General features: G+C 69.0%; 16 protein-coding genes. 12 read left to right on the plus strand and 4 right to left on the minus strand.

Going from position 1 to position 18,593, the window contains the following annotated elements; all coding sequences use genetic code 11:
- Positions 1–32: 32 nt before the first annotated feature.
- The gene (locus LE197_RS15650) at positions 33–899 is read left to right on the plus strand and encodes a LysR family transcriptional regulator (RefSeq protein WP_023109045.1); all 867 of its coding nucleotides are present in this window, start codon (positions 33–35) and stop codon (positions 897–899) included.
- A 296-nt stretch (positions 900–1,195) separates the two neighbouring features.
- Here the strand turns inward: LE197_RS15650 and LE197_RS15660 are convergent, their stop codons facing one another.
- Positions 1,196–2,140 (minus strand): helix-turn-helix transcriptional regulator, encoded by a 945-nt coding sequence (locus LE197_RS15660; RefSeq protein WP_003133531.1) that lies wholly within the window; start codon positions 2,138–2,140, stop codon positions 1,196–1,198.
- A 38-nt stretch (positions 2,141–2,178) separates the two neighbouring features.
- Here LE197_RS15660 and LE197_RS15665 point away from each other — a divergent pair, with 38 nt between their 5' ends.
- The 10 genes from LE197_RS15665 (at position 2,179) to LE197_RS15710 (ending at position 13,177) form a co-directional block, all read left to right on the plus strand.
- Complete coding sequence (locus LE197_RS15665) at positions 2,179–3,618, plus strand: MFS transporter (protein ID WP_226034081.1); 1,440 nt, start codon at positions 2,179–2,181, stop codon at positions 3,616–3,618.
- Positions 3,619–3,659: 41 nt separating this feature from the next.
- Positions 3,660–4,457: an AraC family transcriptional regulator gene (locus tag LE197_RS15670; RefSeq protein WP_003110834.1), complete on the plus strand. Its 798-nt coding sequence runs from the start codon at positions 3,660–3,662 to the stop codon at positions 4,455–4,457.
- A 257-nt stretch (positions 4,458–4,714) separates the two neighbouring features.
- Positions 4,715–5,536, plus strand: coding sequence for a transporter substrate-binding domain-containing protein (locus tag LE197_RS15675; RefSeq protein ID WP_003082561.1), 822 nt, complete (start codon positions 4,715–4,717; stop codon positions 5,534–5,536).
- Between the two features lie 58 nt (positions 5,537–5,594).
- On the plus strand, positions 5,595–7,337 hold the full coding sequence (locus tag LE197_RS15680; protein ID WP_023109046.1) for an aconitase family protein: 1,743 nt from the start codon (positions 5,595–5,597) through the stop codon (positions 7,335–7,337).
- On the plus strand, positions 7,337–8,002 hold the full coding sequence (locus LE197_RS15685) for an amino acid ABC transporter permease (RefSeq protein ID WP_023109047.1): 666 nt from the start codon (positions 7,337–7,339) through the stop codon (positions 8,000–8,002). Before LE197_RS15680 ends, LE197_RS15685 begins: the two co-directional genes overlap by 1 nt.
- A 10-nt stretch (positions 8,003–8,012) precedes the next feature.
- Positions 8,013–8,657, plus strand: coding sequence for an amino acid ABC transporter permease (locus LE197_RS15690; protein WP_003082557.1), 645 nt, complete (start codon positions 8,013–8,015; stop codon positions 8,655–8,657).
- Positions 8,654–9,376, plus strand: coding sequence for an amino acid ABC transporter ATP-binding protein (locus tag LE197_RS15695; protein WP_021205235.1), 723 nt, complete (start codon positions 8,654–8,656; stop codon positions 9,374–9,376). Before LE197_RS15690 ends, LE197_RS15695 begins: the two co-directional genes overlap by 4 nt.
- A gap of 25 nt (positions 9,377–9,401) precedes the next feature.
- Entirely contained in the window at positions 9,402–10,436 is a 1,035-nt protein-coding gene (locus tag LE197_RS15700; RefSeq protein ID WP_023109048.1) for a trans-3-hydroxy-L-proline dehydratase, read from the plus strand.
- 150 nt (positions 10,437–10,586) lie between these two features.
- The gene (locus LE197_RS15705; protein WP_003105052.1) at positions 10,587–11,504 is read left to right on the plus strand and encodes a dihydrodipicolinate synthase family protein; all 918 of its coding nucleotides are present in this window, start codon (positions 10,587–10,589) and stop codon (positions 11,502–11,504) included.
- A gap of 92 nt (positions 11,505–11,596) precedes the next feature.
- Positions 11,597–13,177 carry an aldehyde dehydrogenase (NADP(+)) gene (locus LE197_RS15710; RefSeq protein ID WP_003105054.1) on the plus strand — a complete coding sequence of 527 codons (1,581 nt, stop codon included), beginning with the start codon at positions 11,597–11,599 and terminating at the stop codon, positions 13,175–13,177.
- Positions 13,178–13,280: 103 nt separating this feature from the next.
- Here LE197_RS15710 and lhpD read toward each other — a convergent pair whose 3' ends face one another.
- Positions 13,281–14,285: a bifunctional delta(1)-pyrroline-2-carboxylate/delta(1)-piperideine-2-carboxylate reductase gene (lhpD, locus tag LE197_RS15715; protein WP_003082545.1), complete on the minus strand. Its 1,005-nt coding sequence runs from the start codon at positions 14,283–14,285 to the stop codon at positions 13,281–13,283.
- Positions 14,286–14,524: 239 nt separating this feature from the next.
- On the opposite strand from lhpD, the gene LE197_RS15720 reads away from it, so the two are divergent.
- Entirely contained in the window at positions 14,525–16,150 is a 1,626-nt protein-coding gene (locus LE197_RS15720; protein WP_023109049.1) for a methyl-accepting chemotaxis protein, read from the plus strand.
- 12 nt (positions 16,151–16,162) lie between these two features.
- On the opposite strand, the gene aprI is transcribed toward LE197_RS15720, so the two are convergent.
- Entirely contained in the window at positions 16,163–16,558 is a 396-nt protein-coding gene (aprI, locus tag LE197_RS15725) for an alkaline proteinase inhibitor AprI (protein ID WP_003082543.1), read from the minus strand.
- A 246-nt stretch (positions 16,559–16,804) separates the two neighbouring features.
- A complete protein-coding gene (aprA, locus tag LE197_RS15730) occupies positions 16,805–18,244 on the minus strand; it encodes a serralysin family metalloprotease AprA (RefSeq protein WP_003082542.1) in 1,440 nt (479 codons plus the stop codon).
- Positions 18,245–18,593 lie beyond the last annotated feature (349 nt).

The raw sequence follows: 18,593 nt of genomic DNA on the forward strand, positions 1-18,593 counted from the left end.
TATCTGCACCAGTCATGCAGGAAATCGGAACCATGAGCGCCAACCTGGATATCGAGCTGCTGCGTACCTTCCATGCCATCCTGCGCTTCGGCCGTTTCCTCGCCGCGGCCAGCCACCTCAACCGCAGCCCCTCGGCGGTGAGCACCCACGTCCGGCGCCTGGAGGAACTGGCCGGCGGCCGGCTGTTCGAGCGCGACAACCAGTCGGTGCGGCTGACCCCGCTGGGGCAGCGGTTCCAGCGCCAGACCGCCGAGCTGCTGGAGACCCACGACCGCGTGCTCGCCGGGTTGCGCAGACGGGAAGAGCCGCTGCGCGTGCGCTTCGGCATTTCCGAGGAATACGCCGGCAAGCTGCTCGGCTGCCTCCTGCCACGCCTGGGCGCGGAACTGCCGGCGCTGGAGCTGGAGGTGCTCACCGACGCCAGCGGCAGGCTGGCCGGACGCCTGCGGCGCGGCCAGCTGGACCTCGCCCTGCTGGTGCAAGCGCAAGACGAAACCCCGTACGACGGGCACTCCCGCGAGATCGGCGGCACCCAGCCGGTGTGGGTCGCCGGCCACGGCCTGCGGATCGATCCGCAACGCCCGCTGCCGCTGGCCCTGCACGGCCAGGGTTGTCCCTATCGGCAGGCGCTGCTGGAAGCCCTCGGCGCGACGGGCCGGCGCTGGCGCACGGTGGTCAGCAGTCCCGGCGCGGCGGCGCTGGAAGCGGCCATCGAAGGCGGCCTGGCGATCGGCGTGATCGACCGTGCGCGGGTCGGCCCGACGATGCGCGTGCTGGGGCCGGCGGAGGGCTTCGCCGAACTGCCCGCCCACCGCATTCGCCTGGCCTTCGCCCCGGGAGAGCGGCCGCCGGCGCTGGAGCGCCTCGGCGAACTGATCGCCGAGGAGTTCCGGCTCTGAGCCGCTACAGCGCCGGGCGCTAGACCCGCAGGCGGTGGCCGTCTGTCAGTTTCCGGCAGCAGTCGCTCACTGCGCGGCGATGCTTTCCCGTTCACGCCACTCGCGCAGCAACGCCTGGCGCCGGCGCCGCCCTCGATGTGCGCGCCCTGCTGTCGCAGGGTGGCGATATCGCGGTAGAGCGTGCGCAGGCTGATCCCCAGTTCGCCGGCGAGCACATGCCCGGCCACCGGGTAACGATGCCGGCGCAGAATCTGCAGCAGGTCGAGCAGGCGCTGGCTACGGGACAGGGCGCCGACTCACAGTTGCTCCAGGCAGTCGCGGGCGTGGTCGTCGAGGGGGACGAAGACCAGCAGGCGATCGCCGTTCTTCGGCGCCGACCACCAGTTGGTCTGCTGCAGTTCGAATTCGCCGCAGCGCGCATGACGGAAGCGCTTGAGCTGGTTTTCGATACCCATCACCTCATTGCGCCGCCAGATCTCGCGGAACTCCGCCGAAACCTCCAGGCAGCGCTGCAACTGCCGCTCCCACAGCGGATCGCCCATGCGCTCGACCATTGCCGCGCGGAAGAAGCCGACCATCCGCGGCAACGCCTCCTCGCGGTTGGCCATGCAGTAGCGCCAGCGCTCGTGGGTCAGCGCCAGGTAGATGCAGTTGCGGTCTTCCTCGGGGATCTCCGCCAGGTCGATGCCCACCAGCCGGCAATAGGCGCGGTTGTAGCCGCGGATGTCGAAACGGGCGTTCTGCACCATGGCCGGCAACGGGTCGAGGGCATCGAGGATGGCCTGGGTGGCGGCCGAAGGCTTCTCGCAGACCACCCGCCGCGCCGAGGTCGGCGCGGCCAGCCCGGCGAGGTTGAACAGGTGGTGGGTTTCCGTCTCGTTGCACAGCAGGGCCCGGGCGATGGCTCCGATCACCTGCTCCGAGGCGCGTACCGCGCGGCCCTGCTCCAGCCAGGTGTACCAGGTCACGCCGACCCCGGCGAGCTGCGCCACCTCCTCGCGACGCAGGCCCGGCGTGCGTCGGCGGCCGAGGCGGGAAATGCCGACCCGCTGCGGCTCGATGCTTTCCCGCCGGCGGCGCAGGAAGGCCCCCAGCTGTTCGGCGCGGGACGGCTGCGCGGGGCTTTCCGCAGCGTGGCTGGCAGGGGCGTCGAGGGGCATGGCGAAGTCCTCCGGAGGGCAGACGGGTAGCGCCAATACCAGGATAAGCAAGAACTGGTACCGGGTTAGCCAGAAGCGCATGCTGCCAGCCCACTCCCTTCCGCACAAGGACTCCGCCCATGCCCAGCACCGTCTCGTCGTCGCGGCTCGGCCTCGCCGGGCTCTGCATCCTGCTGGCGGGGCAACTGTTGCCGATGATCGATTTCTCCATCGTCAACGTCGCCCTCGACGCCCTCGCCCATTCCCTCGGCGCCAGCGAAACCGAACTGGAACTGATCGTCGCCGTCTACGGCGTGGCCTTCGCCGTGTGCCTGGCGATGGGCGGCCGGCTTGGCGACAACTACGGCCGTCGCCGCCTGTTCGATCTCGGCGTCGCCCTGTTCGCCGTCGCCTCGTTGCTTTGCGGGCTGGCCGGTTCGGTCTGGCTGCTGCTGGTGGCGCGCGCCCTGCAGGGCGTCGGCGCGGCGCTGATCGTGCCGCAGATTCTCGCCACCCTGCATGTCAGCCTCAGCGGCCACGCGCATTCCCGCGCGCTGGCCGCCTACGGCGCCATCGGCGGCCTGGCCTTCGTCGTCGGCCAGGTGCTCGGCGGCTTCCTGGTCTCCGCCGACATCGGCGGCCTCGGCTGGCGCAGCGTGTTCCTGATCAACCTGCCGATCTGCCTCGGCATTCTCCTTTGCAGCCGCCGCTGGGTACCGGAGACCCGCGCCGAGCATGCCGCCCGCGTCGACGCGCCGGGCACCCTGCTGCTCGCCGCGCTGATCCTCTGCCTGCTGCTGCCGCTGGCTCTCGGCCCATCGCTGCACTGGTCCTGGCCCTGCGCCCTGCTGCTGGCGGCGGCGGTGCCGCTGCTGGCCTGGCTGTGGCGCACCGAGCTGCGCCAGGAACGCCGCCAGGCCTGGCCGTTGCTGCCGCCGTCGCTGCTGCGCCTGCCGAGCATCCGCTTCGGCCTGTTACTGGCGATCCTGTTCTTCGCCTGCTGGAGCGGCTTCATGTTCGCCCTCGCCCTGGCCCTGCAGGCCGGCGCCGGTCTCTCGCCGGTACAGGCCGGCAATGCCTTCATCGCCCTCGGCGCCTCCTACTTCGTCTCGGCGCTGCTCACCGCCCGGGTGGCGGCGCGGATCGGCCCGGTACGCCTGCTGCTCGGCTGCGTCATCCAGATGTGCGGCCTGCTCGGCCTGATGCTGACCCTGCAACGGGTCTGGCCGCAGCCGGGCATCCTCAACCTGGCGCCGGCGACCCTGGTGATCGGCTTCGGCCAGGCGTTCATCGTCAGCAGCTTCTTCCGCATCGGCCTCTCGGAGGTGCCGGCCGCCCAGGCCGGCGCCGGCAGCGCCATGCTCGCCACCGTCCAGCAGGCCTCCCTCGGCCTCGGCTCGGCGCTGCTCGGCGCGGTGTTCGCGCACAGGCTGGAGCGCCATGGCGACTACCTGGAAGCGACGCAGACGACCCTGGCCGTCGAGTTCGTCCTGATGACGCTGCTGCTCGGCGCCACCTGCCTCTTCTACCTGCGCCGCGTGCGCACGGTGCCATTGCGCTGCGACTCGCCGGGCAACTGAGGCGCGCGGCCGGGCCCTGTTCCCGGCCGCCGGCGCCCCGTATGCTGGCGCGGTCCCCCAGCCAGGCCTTCGCCCCGATGCACGACCTGCTCGCCGCCCCGCCCCCCGCCGACCTCGCCAGCCTGCTGGCCAGCCTGCGCCAGGTCGAGGCGCTGCTCGACGCCATGCCCGGCGTGGTGTTCTTCGTCAAGGACGAGCGCGCCCGCTACGTCCTGGTCAACCGCACCCTGGCACGCCGCTGCGGCGTGAAGGACAAGGCCGAACTGCTCGGCCGCAGCGCCGACGAGGTCTTCCCTTCCAGCCTCGGTCCGCTCTATGCCGAGCAGGATCGGCGCGTGCTGCGCGGCGGCGCGACGCTGGAGAACCAGTTGGAGCTGCACCTCTATCCCGGTCGCCAGCCGGGCTGGTGCCTGACCCACAAGCAGGCGCTGCGCGATGCCGACGGGGCGATCATCGGCATGGCCGGCATCTCCCACGACCTGCCGGCGGCGCAGTCGGCGCACCCGGCCTACGGCCGGCTGGCGGCGGTGGATGCGCATATCCGCGAGCACTACGACCAGCCGCTCAGCCTCGCCGATCTCACTGCCATCGCCGGGCTCTCGGTGGCGCAACTGGAGCGTCACTGCAAGCGCATCTTCCAGCTCACCCCACGGCAGATGATCCACAAGGCGCGGCTCGGCGCCGCCTCGCAACTGCTCGCCGGCGACGCGCCGATCACCGAGATCGCCCTGCGCTGCGGCTACACCGACCACAGCGCCTTCAGCCGCCAGTTCAAGGCGCTCACCGGACTCTCGCCGAGCCAGTACCGCGAGACCCATCGCCAGCCCCGAAAAGCGTAACGCCTCGCCCCGCCACGGGGCGGCGGTAGCAATCCTGCTCCCTTTTGTAACACCGCCGGCCGCGCCCGAGCGGGGCGCAGTCCGGCGCGGCATGGCACAGCGACGCGCCAGCCAAAGCGGTCGCGCTCCAGCGAAAGGTTTTTTATCGCCGTCGGACGAGGTTCTGGCACAGCCATTGCTCACTTAAAATATCGTATACGAAATCACAAATACGGGATTTGCCGCCCTCCCACTCAACCGCATCGCCAGAGGCCCCCATGAATACCAAGAAGACCCTTGCCCTAGCCCTCACCGCTGCCCTGGGCTGTTCCCTCGCCGGTCTCGCCCAGGCCGACAAGCTCGACGACATCATCGAGTCCGGCAAGCTGCGCTGCGCCGTCACCCTGGACTTTCCGCCGATGGGCTCGCGCGATGCACAGAACAACCCGGTGGGCTTCGACGTCGATTACTGCAACGACCTGGCGAAGGCCCTGGACGTCAAGGCGGAGATCGTCGAGACGCCCTTTCCCGACCGCATCCCGGCGCTGGTGTCGGGTCGCGCCGACGTGATCGTCGCATCCACCTCGGACACCCTGGAGCGGGCCAAGACCATCGGCATGAGCATCCCCTACTTCGCCTTCGTCAAGGTGGTACTGACCCGCGAGGACACCGGCATCGCCAGCTACGAGGACCTCAAGGGCCGCCCGGTCGGCGGCACCGCCGGCACCTTCGAGGCGCTGGCCCTGGAGAAGGACAGCAAGGCCTGGGGCGACGCCAAGGGCAGCTTCCGCGCCTACCAGTCCGAGGCCGACACCGCCCTGGCGATCAGCCAGGGGCATATCGACGCCACGGTCGTCTCTTCCACCGTCGCCGCCTCGTGGATCAAGTCGGGCAAGTACAAGGGCCTGAAGATCGCCGGCGACGCGCCCTATGACATCGACTACGTGGCCCTCGGCGCCAAGCGCAACGAATACGGCCTGCTCAACTACCTGAACCTGTTCATCAACCAGCAGGTGCGCACCGGCCGCTACGCCGAGCTGGCGCAGAAATGGGTCGGCGGCACGGCGCCGGAGCTGACCACCAGCGCGGTCTACCGCTGAAGCCGAGGGCGCGGTCCGCCGCCGGGCCGCGCCGTTTCCCCCCGTCCTGGATGCGCCGATGAAGCACGCACACCTCATCGTTCCCCGTACCCTGGTCGCCGGCAGCGCGTCCGGCGAACTGCTGTACGCACCGACCGGCCTGAGCTTCTGGGGCGGCGTCGACCCGCGCAGCGCGGAAGTGATCGACCGTCACCACCCGCTCAGCGGCCGCCATCTACACGGCAGGCTGCTGGCGATTCCCGGTGGGCGCGGCTCCTGTACCGGCAGCAGCGTACTGCTGGAACTGATCCTCGGCGGACGTGCGCCGGCGGCGATCCTCCTGCGCGAACCGGACGAAATCCTCGCCCTCGGCGCGATCGTCGCCGAGGAACTGTTCGGCCGCTCGCTACCCATCGCCTGTCTCGGCGAGCGCTTCGACGAACTCGCCGCCTATCCCTGGGCGCGCCTGGCCGACGGACGCCTGGAACTCCACCGCGATGCCCCGCCGCCGCTGGAGGCCCGACCCGCCGAAGCGCTGGCGACCGATGCCGGCCCGCGACTGGACGCCTTCGACCAGGCCCTGCTCGCCGGCGAACACGGCGAAGCCGCACGCCTGGCGATGCGCATCGTCCTGCGCATGGCGGCGTTGCAGGGCGCGCAACGGCTGATCGACATCCAGCGCGCGCACATCGACGCTTGCATCTACACCGGCCCGGCCGGCCTGCGTTTCGCCGAGACCCTGCGCGACCTCGGTGCCCGGGTGCGGGTACCGACCACCCTCAACGCCATCTCCGTGGACCAGCGCCGTTGGCGCGAACAGGGCGTACCCGCCGCCCTCGGCGAGCCAGCCGCGGCCCTGGCCCGGGCCTATCTCGACATGGGCGCGCAGCCCAGCTTCACCTGCGCGCCCTACCTGCTCGACGACAGCGCGCGGGCCGGCGAACAGATCGTCTGGGCCGAGTCCAACGCGGTGCTCTTCGCCAACAGCGTGCTCGGCGCACGCACCAACAAGTACGCCGACTTCATGGATATCTGCTGCGCCCTCACCGGTCGCGCGCCGCTGGCCGGCTGTCACCTCGACGAGCAGCGCCAGGCGCGGGTACTGATCGAAGTGGAAGACCTCGGCAGCGTCGACGATGCCTTCTACCCGACCCTCGGCTACCTCTGCGGCCTGCTCTGCGACGGGCAGACCCCGGCGATCGACGGCCTGCGGCAGCGGCAGCCGGACCACGACGCGCTCAAGGCCTTCGGCGCGGCGCTGGGCACCAGTTCCTCGGTGCCGATGTTCCACGTCATCGGCGTCACCCCGGAAGCCCCTGACCTGGCCAGCGCCTTCGGCGGCCGCGCGCCGCGGCGGACCCTGCGGGTCGGACGCGAGCGCCTGCGCGACGCCTGGCGCGAGCTGGACAGCGCCGGCGAGACGCGGATCGACCTGGTGGCGCTGGGCAACCCGCACTTCTCCGCCAGCGAATTCGCCCAGCTCGCCGCGCTCTGCCACGGCCGCCGCAGACACCCGGAGGTAGCGCTGGTGATCACCAGCAGCCGGCAGGTCGTCGCCCAGGCCGAAGCGGCCGGGCACCTGGCGACGCTGCAGGCGTTCGGCGCGCGGCTGGTCACCGACACCTGCTGGTGCATGCTCGACGAACCGCTGGTGCCGCCGGGCGCGCGCACCCTGATGACCAACTCCGCCAAGTATGCCCACTACGCCCCCGGACTGGTCGGCCGCCAGGTGCGCTTCGCCGGCCTCGCCGGCTGCGTCGAGGCCGCCGTCGGCGGGCGGGCCCCCGCCGGGCTGCCCGCCTGGTTGAGCGAGGACTGCTGATGTTCGACTACACCTTCCACTGGCGCTCGGCGTTCAACGCCCTGCCGGAGATGCTCGCCGGCAGCCTGGTGACGCTCCAGGTCACCGCGCTGTCGATGCTCTTCGGCATCCTCATCGCCCTGCTCCTGGCCTTCGCCCGGCTCGGCGGCAACCGCCCGCTGCGCGCCGCCGCCGGAGCCTGGATCTCCATCGCGCGGAATACCCCGGCGCTGTTCCAGATCTACATCCTCTACTTCGGCCTGGGCTCCTTCGGCCTGCACGTCAGTTCCTGGTTCGCCCTGCTCGCCGGGGTCACCTTCAACAACGCCGGCTACCTCGCCGAGTCCTTCCGCGGCGGCCTCCAGGCGGTGCCCGAGACCCAGTTGCGGGCGGCCCGCTCGCTGGGCATGAGCGCGCCGCAGGCCTATCGCCTGGTGGTGATCCCGCAGCTGCTGCGGGTGGTGTTCTACCCGCTGACCAACCAGTTGGTCTGGGCCATGCTGATGACCTCCCTCGGCGTGGTGGTGGGCCTGACCGACGACCTCACCGGCGTCACCCAGGCACTCAACGTCAAGACCTTCCGCACCTTCGAATACTTCGCCCTGGCCGCCGTCCTCTACTTCGCCATGGCCAAGCTGCTGGTGCTGGCCGCCCGCCTGCTGGGCTGGCGCCTGTTCCGTTACTGAGGGGAATGCCGTGTTCACCACCAGCCTCACCGCCAACGACCTGCTGTTCCTCCTGCAAGGCGCCTGGACCACCCTCGCCATCACCGCCATGGCGATGCTGATCGGCACCCTGCTGGGTGTCGTCTTCGGCCTGCTCCGCGCCCTGCTGCCACGCGCCAGCCTGCCGCTGGCGGCGCTGCTCGACGTATTCCGCAGCGTGCCGCTGCTGATCCAGTTCGTCCTGCTCAATTCCTTCAAGAGCATCCTCGGCCTCGACTGGAGCGCCTTCGCCGTGGCCTGCCTGGTGCTCGGCGTGTACGCCGCCGCCTACTGCACCGAGGTGGTCCGCGGCGGCGTCCTCTCGGTACCGCCGAGCGTGCGCCGGGCGGCGCGTTCCCTGGGCCTGAGCTATCGCCAGGACCTGTTCCACATTGTCCTGCCGATGGCCGCCCGGGTGGCCTTCCCCGGTTGGGTCAACCTGACCCTGTCGGTGATGAAGGACACCTCGCTGGTGCTCTGGATCGGCATCGTCGAACTGCTGCGCGCCTCGCAGACCATCGTCACGCGCATCCAGGAACCGCTCTTCGTGCTCTGCATCGCGGGGCTCGTCTATTACCTCATGAGCTGGGTGGTCGCGCGACTCGGCGCCCGGCTGGAACGGAGATGGCAGCAATGATCGAGATCAGCGACGTGCACAAGGCCTACGGCCAGTTCGAGGTGGTCAAGGGTGTCGACCTGAGGGTGGACAAGGGCGAGGTGCTGTCGATCATCGGCGGCTCCGGTTCCGGCAAGTCAACCCTGCTGATGTGCATCAACGGCCTGGAGCCGATCCAGCGCGGCAGCATCCGCGTCGACGGCATCGACGTGCATGCCCGCGGTACCGACCTCAACCGCCTGCGGCGGAAGATCGGCATCGTCTTCCAGCAGTGGAACGCCTTCCCCCACCTGACCGTGCTGGAAAACGTCATGCTCGCGCCGCGCAAGGTGCTCGGCAAGAGCCGCGCCGAAGCCGAGGCGATGGCGCTGAAGCAACTCATCCACGTCGGTCTCGGCGACAAGCTCAAGGTCTTCCCCCAGCGCCTTTCCGGCGGCCAGCAACAGCGCATGGCGATCGCCCGGGCGCTGGCGATGTCGCCGGACTACATGCTGTTCGACGAAGCCACCTCGGCGCTCGACCCGCAGTTGGTCGGCGAGGTGCTGGACACCATGCGCCTGCTCGCCGAGGAAGGCATGACCATGGTCCTGGTCACCCACGAGATCCGCTTCGCCCGCGACGTGTCCGACCGGGTGGCGTTCTTCCGCAATGGCCTGGTCCACGAGATCGGCACCCCCGACCAGGTGATCGGCAACCCGCAGCGGCCGGAGACGGTGGAATTCCTCCGCTCGGTGCTCTGAGCCCGCCCCCGCACAGGAGATAGCCATGCGTTCGCAGCGGATCGTCCACATCGTCAGTTGCCATGCCGAAGGCGAGGTCGGCGACGTGATCGTCGGCGGCGTCGCTGCACCGCCCGGCGCCACCCTCTGGGAACAGTCGCGCTGGATCGCCAGAGACCAGGACCTGCGCAACTTCGTCCTCAACGAACCGCGCGGCGGAGTGTTCCGCCACGCCAATCTGCTGGTGCCGGCCAAGGACCCGCGCGCGCAGATGGGCTGGATCATCATGGAGCCGGCCGACACCCCGCCGATGTCCGGTTCCAATTCGCTGTGCGTGGCCACCGTACTGCTCGACAGCGGCATCCTGCCGATGCGCGAACCGCTGACCCGGCTGCTGCTGGAAGCGCCGGGCGGGCTGATCGAGGCCCGCGCGGAATGCCGCGACGGCAAGGCCGAGCGGGTGGAAATCCGCAACGTGCCGTCGTTCGCCGACCGCCTCGACGCCTGGATCGAAGTCGAGGGCCTCGGCTCGCTACAGGTCGACACCGCCTACGGCGGCGACAGCTTCGTCATCGCCGACGCCCGGTGCCTGGGCTTCGCCCTGCGCGCCGACGAGGCCGCCGGGCTGGTCGCCACCGGCTTGAAGATCACCCACGCGGCCAACGAACAACTGGGCTTCCGCCACCCGACCAACCCGGACTGGGACCATCTGTCCTTCTGCCAGCTGGCCGCGCCGCCGGAGCGCCGCGACGGTGTCCTCGGCGCGAGCAACGCGGTGGTCATCCGCCCCGGCAAGATCGACCGCTCGCCCTGCGGCACCGGCTGCTCGGCGCGGATGGCGGTGCTCCAGGCGAAAGGCCAGCTGCGGGTCGGCGAACGCTTCGTCGGGCGCTCCATCATCGGTTCGGAATTCCACTGCCACATCGAGTCGCTGACCGAACTCGGCGGCCGTCCGGCGATCCTCCCGTGCCTGTCCGGGCGGGCCTGGATCACCGGCATCCACCAGTACCTGCTCGACCCGGACGATCCCTGGCCGCAAGGCTATCGGCTGTCCGACACCTGGCCCGGCGGCCACTGCTGACCACCCCGCCCGACCGCAGGCAGCGGCCGGGCGGAAACCGATCCGGCGCGTACCGGATCGCCCACGACGGCGAACGCTGCCGTCGCCCTGTGACTCGGACCGCAGCGGTCCGATTGAATTCGTATACGAAATACGAAAAAAGGAGAAACCATGAGCAAGCACGTCAACTGGAGCGGCGTATTCCCCGCGGTCACCACCCAATTCAACGCCGATTTCTCGGTGAACCTGGAGGAAACCCACACGGTCATCTCCAACCTGGTGCGCGACGGCGTGTCCGGGCTGGTGGTATGCGGCAGCGTCGGCGAGAACACCTCGCTGACCATCGAGGAGAAGATGGCCGTCACCGAGGTCGCCAAGGATGCCTCCGGCGGCCGCGTGCCGGTGATCTGCGGGATCGCCGAGTTCACCAGCGCCGGCGCGGCGAAGGTGGCCAAGGCGGTGGAGCGGGTCGGCGTCGACGGCATCATGGTGATGCCGGCGCTGGTCTATTCCTCCAAGCCGCACGAGACCGCCGAGCATTTCCGCAGCGTGGCCAGCGGCACCGACCTGCCGGTGATGGTCTACAACAACCCGCCGATCTACCGGAACGACGTCACCCCGGACATCCTGGTTTCCCTGGCCGACTGCGAGAACATCGTCTGCTTCAAGGACAGCTCCGGCGACACCCGCCGCTTCATCGACGTACGCAACCAGGTGGGCGAGCGCTTCATCCTCTTCGCCGGGCTCGACGACGTGGTCCTGGAAAGCGTGGCGGTGGGTGCCCAGGGCTGGATCTCGGGAATGTCCAACGTGTTCCCGAAGGAAGGCGAGACCATCTTCCGCCTGGCCAGGGCCGGGCGCTTCGCCGAGGCGATGCCGATCTACGAGTGGCTGATGCCGATCCTCCATCTCGACGCCCGTCCCGACCTGGTGCAGTGCATCAAGCTCTGCGAGCAACTCGCCGGTCGCGGCAGCGCCCTCACCCGTCCACCGCGCCTGGCCCTGCGCGGCGCCGATCGCGAGCACGTCGAGCGGATCATGGCCAAGGCCCTGGCCAGCCGGCCGGCGCTGCCGGACGTCGGCTTGTAGCCGACGCCCCGCCCTCGCCGCCTCGCTCCCCGGGGAGCGGCCGGCGAGGGCCAGCGGCAGAGCATTCCGTCCACCGTCCCCAGGGAGGCCCCATGCCCAGCATCCTCGGTCACAACTACGTCGGCGGCGCTCGCAGCGCCGCCGGCAACCTCATCCTGCGCAGCCTCGACGCCGACAGCGGCGAAGCGCTGCCCTACGCCTTCGTCCAGGCCACCGAGGCGGAGGTCGACGCCGCCGCCCGCGCCGCCGAACGCGCCTATCCACACTACCGGCAACTATCCGCCACGCGCCGCGCCGGATTCCTCGAGGCGATCGCCTCGCGCCTCGACGCCCTGGGCGACGACTTCGTCGCCCTGGTCCGTCGCGAGACCGCGCTGCCCGCCGCACGCATCCAGGGCGAACGAACACGTACCGCCAACCAGTTGCGGCTGTTCGCCGAAGTCCTGCGGCGTGGCGACTTCCACGGCGCGCGCATCGACCGTGGACAACCCGGGCGTACCCCGCCGCGCCCCGACCTGCGCCAGTGGCGAATCGGTCTCGGCCCGGTGGCGGTGTTCGGTGCCAGCAACTTCCCGCTGGCCTTTTCCACCGCCGGCGGCGACAGCGCCGCCGCCCTGGCCGCCGGCTGCCCGGTGGTGGTCAAGGCCCACGGCGGACACATGGCCACAGCCGAATGCGTGGCCGACGCGATCCTCCAGGCGGCGGCCGACAGCGGCATGCCGGCCGGGGTATTCAACATGGTCTACGGCAGCGGCGTCGGCGAGGCGCTGGTGCGCCATCCGGCCATCCGCGCGGTCGGCTTCACCGGTTCGCTCAAGGGCGGGCGCGCACTGTGCGACCTGGCAGCGGCGCGGCCGCAGCCGATCCCGGTGTTCGCCGAGATGAGCAGCATCAATCCGCTGGTGGTGCTCCCCGAAGCCCTGCGCCGGCGCGGCCGGCAGGTGGCAGAGGAGCTGGCCGCCTCGGTGACGCTCGGCTGCGGCCAGTTCTGCACCAAGCCGGGCCTGGTGCTTGGCCTGCGCTCCCCCGGCTTCGACGCCTTCGTCGCGGCCCTGGGCGAGGCACTGGCCGCCAGGCCGGCACAGAGCATGCTCAACGCCGGCACCTTGCGCAGCTATGTCGAAGGACTGCAACGCCTGGAGCGCCACCCCGGCATCCGGCGCCTGGCCGGCGCGCCACAGGAAGGGCGGCAGGCCCATCCGCAGTTGTTCAAGGCCGACGTGGGCCTGTTGCTGGAAGGCGACGAACTGCTCCAGGAAGAGGTGTTCGGCCCGGCCACCGTGGTCGTCGAGGCGGCCGACGAGGAACAGCTTGCCCGCGCGCTGGACAACCTGCACGGCCAGTTGTCGGCGACCCTGATCGGCGAAGCGGACGACCTCGCGGCGTTCGCCGGGCTGGTCCCGCTGCTCGAACGCAAGGCCGGGCGCCTGCTATTCAACGGCTATCCGACCGGCGTCGAGGTGTGCGACGCCATGGTCCACGGCGGCCCCTACCCGGCCACCTCCGACGCTCGCGGCACCTCGGTGGGAACCCTGGCCATCGAGCGTTTCCTGCGCCCGCTGTGCTACCAGGACTACCCCGACAGCCTGCTCCCGGACGCCCTGAAGAACGCCAACCCGCTGGGCCTGCTGCGCCTGGTCGATGGCCGGAGCACGCGCGAGGCGCTGGATTGAGCACGCCTGGGAGCCTGGATGGCGGATAGCGCCGTTGGCGCTATCCGCCCTACGCAGTCGTCCTCGTTGCGCCACGCTGTCCGGTCGGCCCCTCGCCTTGCGCTCACTCCAGCAACGCCAGCAGCTCCCGGTGCAACGCCTCGGGAATCGTCACACCGTCCCTGGCGCTGCGTTCGCGCGCTTCGAAGCGTCGCTGCGAGGGCAAGCGCGCGCCCTGTTCGACGATGCCTTCGAACAGCGTCTCGGCGCGCGCCAGGTGCTCCTCCGCCGAGGCGCCGAGCATGCGCCGCGGATCGATGGCGATCAGCAGTTCGCCACCGTAGGGAGAAGAACGGCTGCCCTCGTCGTAGGCCAGCGACTCGGCACTGGTCAGGTCGCCGATCAGCGGACCGGCGAGCAGTTCGACCATCGCCGCCAGGGCCGAGCCCTTGTGCCCGCCGAAAGTGAGCATGGCGCCTCGCAACGCGGCGCTGGCATCGGTGGTCGGCTCGCCCTGCTCGTCCACCCCCCAGCCCAGCGGGATCGGCTTGCCGGCGCGTTCGTGCAACTGGATCTCGCCACGCGCCACGGCGCTGGTGGCGAAGTCGAAGACGAACGGCGGGCCGTCCGGACGCGGCCAGCCAAAGGCGATCGGGTTGGTGCCGAAGATCGGCTTGCGTCCGCCCGCCGGCGCCACCCAGGCATGACTCGGCGTGGTCGCCAGGGCCACCAGGCCCGCCTCGGTGAGTGCCTCGACCTCAACCCATAGCGCGGAGAAATGCACACAGCGGTTCACCGCCATCGCCGCGATACCCTGGCTGCGGGCCTTCTCCAGCAGATGCGGCAGCCCCAGCCGGAATGCGCACTGGGAGAACCCGCCATGGGCGTCGACCCGCAGCAGGCCGGGAGCGATGTCGTGCAGTTCCGGCTCGGCGTCGGCGGATACCTTGCCAGCCTTCAGGGTGGCGATGCAGCCGAGCAACCGCCAGATACCGTGGGACGCACATTCGTCACGCTCCCCCGCCACCAGGGTATCGGCCACCGCCTGTACATGGGCTTCGCTGAAAGCGTGCCGGCGCAGGATGCGCACGGCCAGCTCACGGACCTCGTCCAGCGTCATTCGGATCACGGGCTTCTCCTTGTTCGACCAATCCCTAGGGTGGCCTGCCGCGACAGCCTTCTCTTGACCTCAATCGACCCGGAGCATGCCGAAAACGGCACAACCGGCTCGAGCACATCGAAAACTTACAGAAAATTCCTAGCAATCATGTAAGGCAATTCCAAATAGCCCCGCAGCCCCTCAAGAAACCCTTCCGCGCCCCGCTACAGGACCAAGCACCTTCCCACAGCCCGGTCGGAGACCACCCCATGCTTCTTCGTCGTATCGCCATCACCCCACGCGCCGTCATCGGCTTCGCCATCCTCGCCTCGCTGCTGGTGGCGCTCGGCCTCTTCGCGCACAACCGCATGGGTTCGCTGAACCGCGCCGCCAAGGATATCGGCGAGGTCTGGCTGCCCAGCGTCGAAGCCTCGGCCCAGCTCAGCGGCCTGATGAGCGAACTGCGCCTCGGCGAGATGAACCACGTGCTGCTGCACGACTCCACGCGCATGCGCCAGCAGGAACAACGGATGGACGAGGTCATCGCTACCCTCGCCAGGGTGGAAAGGGAATACCGCCCCTTGCTGGTCCTGGACGAGGAGCGCGCGTTGCTCGACCAGTTCGTCCAGCGCCAGCAGGAATACCTCGAAGGACACGCCGCCCTGCTCGCGCTGTCCCGTGACAACCGTACCGACGAAGCCAGCGTGCTGATGGGCGGGGCCCAGTTGCAGCGCTACGAGCAGGTGCAGCGGACCCTGAAGCAACTCATCGCCCTCGACCGCGAGGCCGCCCGCGCCTCCACCGCCGAAGCCGCCGATGTCTACTCCCGGGCCTCCACCGCGATCCTCGCGGTGCTGCTGGTGGCCCTGGCGGCCAGCGTGACGATCGCCTGGCTGCTGACCCGCAGCATCGTCGTGCCGATCCGCCAGGCGGTGTCCTGCGCCGACCGCATCGCGGCCCGCGACCTGACCGGCGAGATCGCCAGCGACGGCGACGACGAGCCGGCGCAACTGATGAAGGCCATGCGCAGCATGCAGGCCAGCCTGCACGACACCATCGAGCAGATCGGCGATTCCGCCGCGCTGCTGGCCGCCGCTGCCGAGCAACTGAACGCGGTGACCGAGGAAGGCAACCGGTCGCTGGCCCGGCAGAACGATGAGATCGAGATGGCCGCCACCGCGGTCAACGAAATGAGCGCGGCGGTCGAGGAGGTCGCGCGCAACGCCAGCTCCACCGCCGAGGCCTCCAGTCTCTCGGAACGGGCCGCCGGCAACGGCCGCGCACGGGTCGGACAGACCGTCCGCTCGATCCGCCAGATGAACGCCGAGATCGGCCAGACCGCGCGCCTGGTGGAAGGCCTGGCCAGCCAGGCGCAGGATATCGGCAAGGTGCTCGACGTGATCCGCGCCATCGCCGAGCAGACCAACCTCCTCGCCCTCAATGCCGCCATCGAGGCCGCCCGCGCCGGCGAGCAGGGCCGCGGATTCGCGGTGGTCGCCGACGAGGTGCGCGCCCTCGCCCACCGCACCCAGCAATCGACCCATGAGATCGAAGGCATGATCGCCAGCGTCCGCGAGGGCACCGACACCGCGGTGTCCGCGATGCGCGAGAACGACCAGCGCGCCCGGCAGATGCTCGACGAGGCCGAGGCCGCCGACCACGCCTTGGGCGAGATCGCCGAGCACGCCACGCGGATCAACGAGCGCACCCTGGTGATCGCCAGCGCTGCCGAAGAGCAGGCCCACGTCGCCCGCGAGGTCGACCGCAACCTGGTGAACATCCGCGACGTTGCCGTGCAGACCACCCAGGGCGCCGAGCAGACCCGCGGCGCCAGCCACGAGCTGTCGCGCCTGGCCAACGACCTCAAGGGCATGATCGGTCGCTTCGTGATCTGACCCGCAGGCGAGCTAGGGCGTCGCGCGGCGCAGCACCAACTGCCCGCCGTCGCCCTTCTGCACCCGGTAGTCGCCCTCGCCCTGGCGACCGAGGAGCATCAGGGTCAGGCCGCCGCGTTCGAGCAGCGCGATCCCGGCCGGGGTAGGCCTCCAGGCGCGCGGCTCGCTGGGCAGCCAGCGCGTGAGGCAGGCGGTATCGCCGCCCAGGTCGTAGCCACTGGCTTCCGCCACTTCGCTGTCGCGCAGCTCCAGGTGGCAGATCGCGGGCGCCTCGTCCTGCTGCAGGGTCCATTGCCCGGCGAGATCGGAAGCGCTGAGAAGAATCAGACTGCTGGCCATACTGATACCTGTGCTGAAAAAACCGCAGAGCAAGCAAACCATCCTGGAGAGCTTCGCGCTTGCCGACATCGAGAGATCTCCTTCAAGCCTGGAACATCGGATAACACGGCGAACGCCGCCCGCCATCCTCGCTTCGAACGCCAGCGCGCGCCAGGCGCCGCGGGCCTCCGTTCGTCCGCCGGGCCGCCGGCCCACGGGCGCGCCACAGTTCACAACTTCGCTCCTGTGGAAGACACCTATCAATTCGAACAGTGCCCGGCCGGCCGAAGGGCCGCGGTTCGTACCGCCGCACCGAACCGCGCCCGTGTCAGCGCGTCAGACGACGATGTCGGCCTGGGTCGCCTGGCCGATCAGATTGATCGCGAAATCGGCATGGGCGTCCCCGCTGAAGTCGATCGCCAGGCTGCCGGCCTTGCTCGCCGCGTCGTAGGACAGGATCGCCTGGCCGGCCTTGCCGGCGAAGGCGTCGACGTATTGCAGCACCAGCCCGCCGTTGACGAAGGCATCCAGCCCGGACAGGTCGATCTTGTCCTGGCCGCTGACGAAGTCGCGCAGGGTATCCGGCGCCGCCGCGGAGGACTCGGCGATATCGCCGTAGACGAAGGTGTCGGCCCCCGCGCCGCCCCACAACTGGTCCGCGCCGAGGCCGCCGTAGAGGATGTCGTTGCCGGCGCCGCCCTTGAGCACGTTGGCCACGTCGTTGCCGATCAACAGGTCGCTACCCGAGCCGCCGATGGCGTTTTCCACGGTGACCCCGGCAGCGATCGACACATTGCCCTTCAACCCGCCGACATCGGACAGCGCCTTCTCGTTGAGGTTGATCTTCTGGTTCTGGCTGAAGCCGGAGAAGTCCAGGGTGTCGTTGCCGCCGGCGTCCCACACCGAGAACACCAGCTTGGAACTGGACGAGGTGGCGCTGTAGAAGTCGCGCTCGGTGTTGGAGTTGAAGCCGTACACCGTGTCGCCGGTGCGGGTGGTCAGGTTGGCCCCGTAGAGCTTCTGGATCGCCGCGATGTCGTCCAGCAGCGGTGCCGAGGAATAGGCGCCCTTGAAGTCCTGGCCGGTGTTCTGCTCTTCCCAGTAGCTCATCACCGAATAGGCGCGGGTGTCCTCGGCGTAGGTAGCGTCGGCGTAGGTGGGATCGCCCTCGCCGGCGTTGTAGTCGCCGGGGTGGCTCAGGCCCAGGGTATGGCCGATCTCGTGGGTCAGGGTCTGGCGTCCGTAGTTGCCGTTGGCCGGATTGACGTTGGCGCTGTAGCTGCTGTTGATCAGGTACCAGGATTGCCCCTTGAGCGCATCCGGTACATCCGGCAGGAAGGCGAACGCCGCACCGCCGACACTACTGCTGAAGTTGCCGAAGGTCAGGTCGCCCTGATCGCCCTGGCCGGCGTCGACGAAGTGGATATTGGTGACGTCCGACCAGGATTGCAGCGACAACTTGGCCTGGGCCTGCTGCTGCGCGGAGAAGGCGCTGAACTTGCCCAGCGAGTAGATATCGCTGACATACTTCCACGGCGTATTGAAGAAGTCGTTCGGTTTGGTCAGGAACGAATAGGACAGGGTCAGCACCGAGTCGCCCGGCGCTTTCTGCCAAGACGCCTGTTCGCGAAGGATCTGCTCCGCCGCCTGGTCGACGGTATAGGACGGATGGCCATTGACCAATTCGTCCCCGCCCCGCGCATAGGCATGCAGGAAGTTGTCTACCTGGGTATACGCATCGCTACGACCTTTCAATGCAAGAGAATTGCTGGACATTGTCATATCCCTTTAAGTTGTAAAGGAAATAACTCGGATACAATTATCGGATGGATAATTGCAGTTATCGGCCAGATCAGGCCGAAGTCCAAACTGACACAGCTCATTTTCCAATGTCCACAGGTTTCATGAAAAAAATTAAGCTGCACTTAAAGCATATGCACGAACGAATTCCGCATATATGAAATCATGCAGGAAAGATAAAACCACCGAAGACACTGGAATATTATAAAAACCGTTTCATATAAATAGCGCCTTATTGGAAAAACAATTCCGTGCATATTGTTCCACTTCTGTCGACCCGCCCGGGACATCGACTTCACGCCAGGCGAACAATTGCCTGCACGTC

The sequence above is a fragment of the Pseudomonas sp. PS1(2021) genome (assembly GCF_020405165.1).
Taxonomy (GTDB): Bacteria; Pseudomonadota; Gammaproteobacteria; order Pseudomonadales; family Pseudomonadaceae; genus Pseudomonas; species Pseudomonas aeruginosa.

What these genes read in the sequence shown, in the direction of transcription:
- LE197_RS15675 (WP_003082561.1), top strand. Translation starts at nt 4,715, where the DNA reads ATGAATACCAAGAAGACCCTTGCCCTAGCCCTCACCGCTGCCCTGGGC.
- LE197_RS15665 (WP_226034081.1), top strand. Translation starts at nt 2,179, where the DNA reads ATGCCCAGCACCGTCTCGTCGTCGCGGCTCGGCCTCGCCGGGCTCTGC.
- LE197_RS15705 (WP_003105052.1), top strand. Translation starts at nt 10,587, where the DNA reads ATGAGCAAGCACGTCAACTGGAGCGGCGTATTCCCCGCGGTCACCACC.
- LE197_RS15720 (WP_023109049.1), top strand. Translation starts at nt 14,525, where the DNA reads ATGCTTCTTCGTCGTATCGCCATCACCCCACGCGCCGTCATCGGCTTC.
- aprA (WP_003082542.1), bottom strand. Translation starts at nt 18,244, where the DNA reads ATGTCCAGCAATTCTCTTGCATTGAAAGGTCGTAGCGATGCGTATACC.
- LE197_RS15695 (WP_021205235.1), top strand. Translation starts at nt 8,654, where the DNA reads ATGATCGAGATCAGCGACGTGCACAAGGCCTACGGCCAGTTCGAGGTG.
- aprI (WP_003082543.1), bottom strand. Translation starts at nt 16,558, where the DNA reads ATGTCGGCAAGCGCGAAGCTCTCCAGGATGGTTTGCTTGCTCTGCGGT.
- LE197_RS15700 (WP_023109048.1), top strand. Translation starts at nt 9,402, where the DNA reads ATGCGTTCGCAGCGGATCGTCCACATCGTCAGTTGCCATGCCGAAGGC.
- LE197_RS15685 (WP_023109047.1), top strand. Translation starts at nt 7,337, where the DNA reads ATGTTCGACTACACCTTCCACTGGCGCTCGGCGTTCAACGCCCTGCCG.
- LE197_RS15670 (WP_003110834.1), top strand. Translation starts at nt 3,660, where the DNA reads ATGCTGGCGCGGTCCCCCAGCCAGGCCTTCGCCCCGATGCACGACCTG.
- LE197_RS15650 (WP_023109045.1), top strand. Translation starts at nt 33, where the DNA reads ATGAGCGCCAACCTGGATATCGAGCTGCTGCGTACCTTCCATGCCATC.
- LE197_RS15710 (WP_003105054.1), top strand. Translation starts at nt 11,597, where the DNA reads ATGCCCAGCATCCTCGGTCACAACTACGTCGGCGGCGCTCGCAGCGCC.
- LE197_RS15680 (WP_023109046.1), top strand. Translation starts at nt 5,595, where the DNA reads ATGAAGCACGCACACCTCATCGTTCCCCGTACCCTGGTCGCCGGCAGC.
- LE197_RS15660 (WP_003133531.1), bottom strand. Translation starts at nt 2,140, where the DNA reads ATGCGCTTCTGGCTAACCCGGTACCAGTTCTTGCTTATCCTGGTATTG.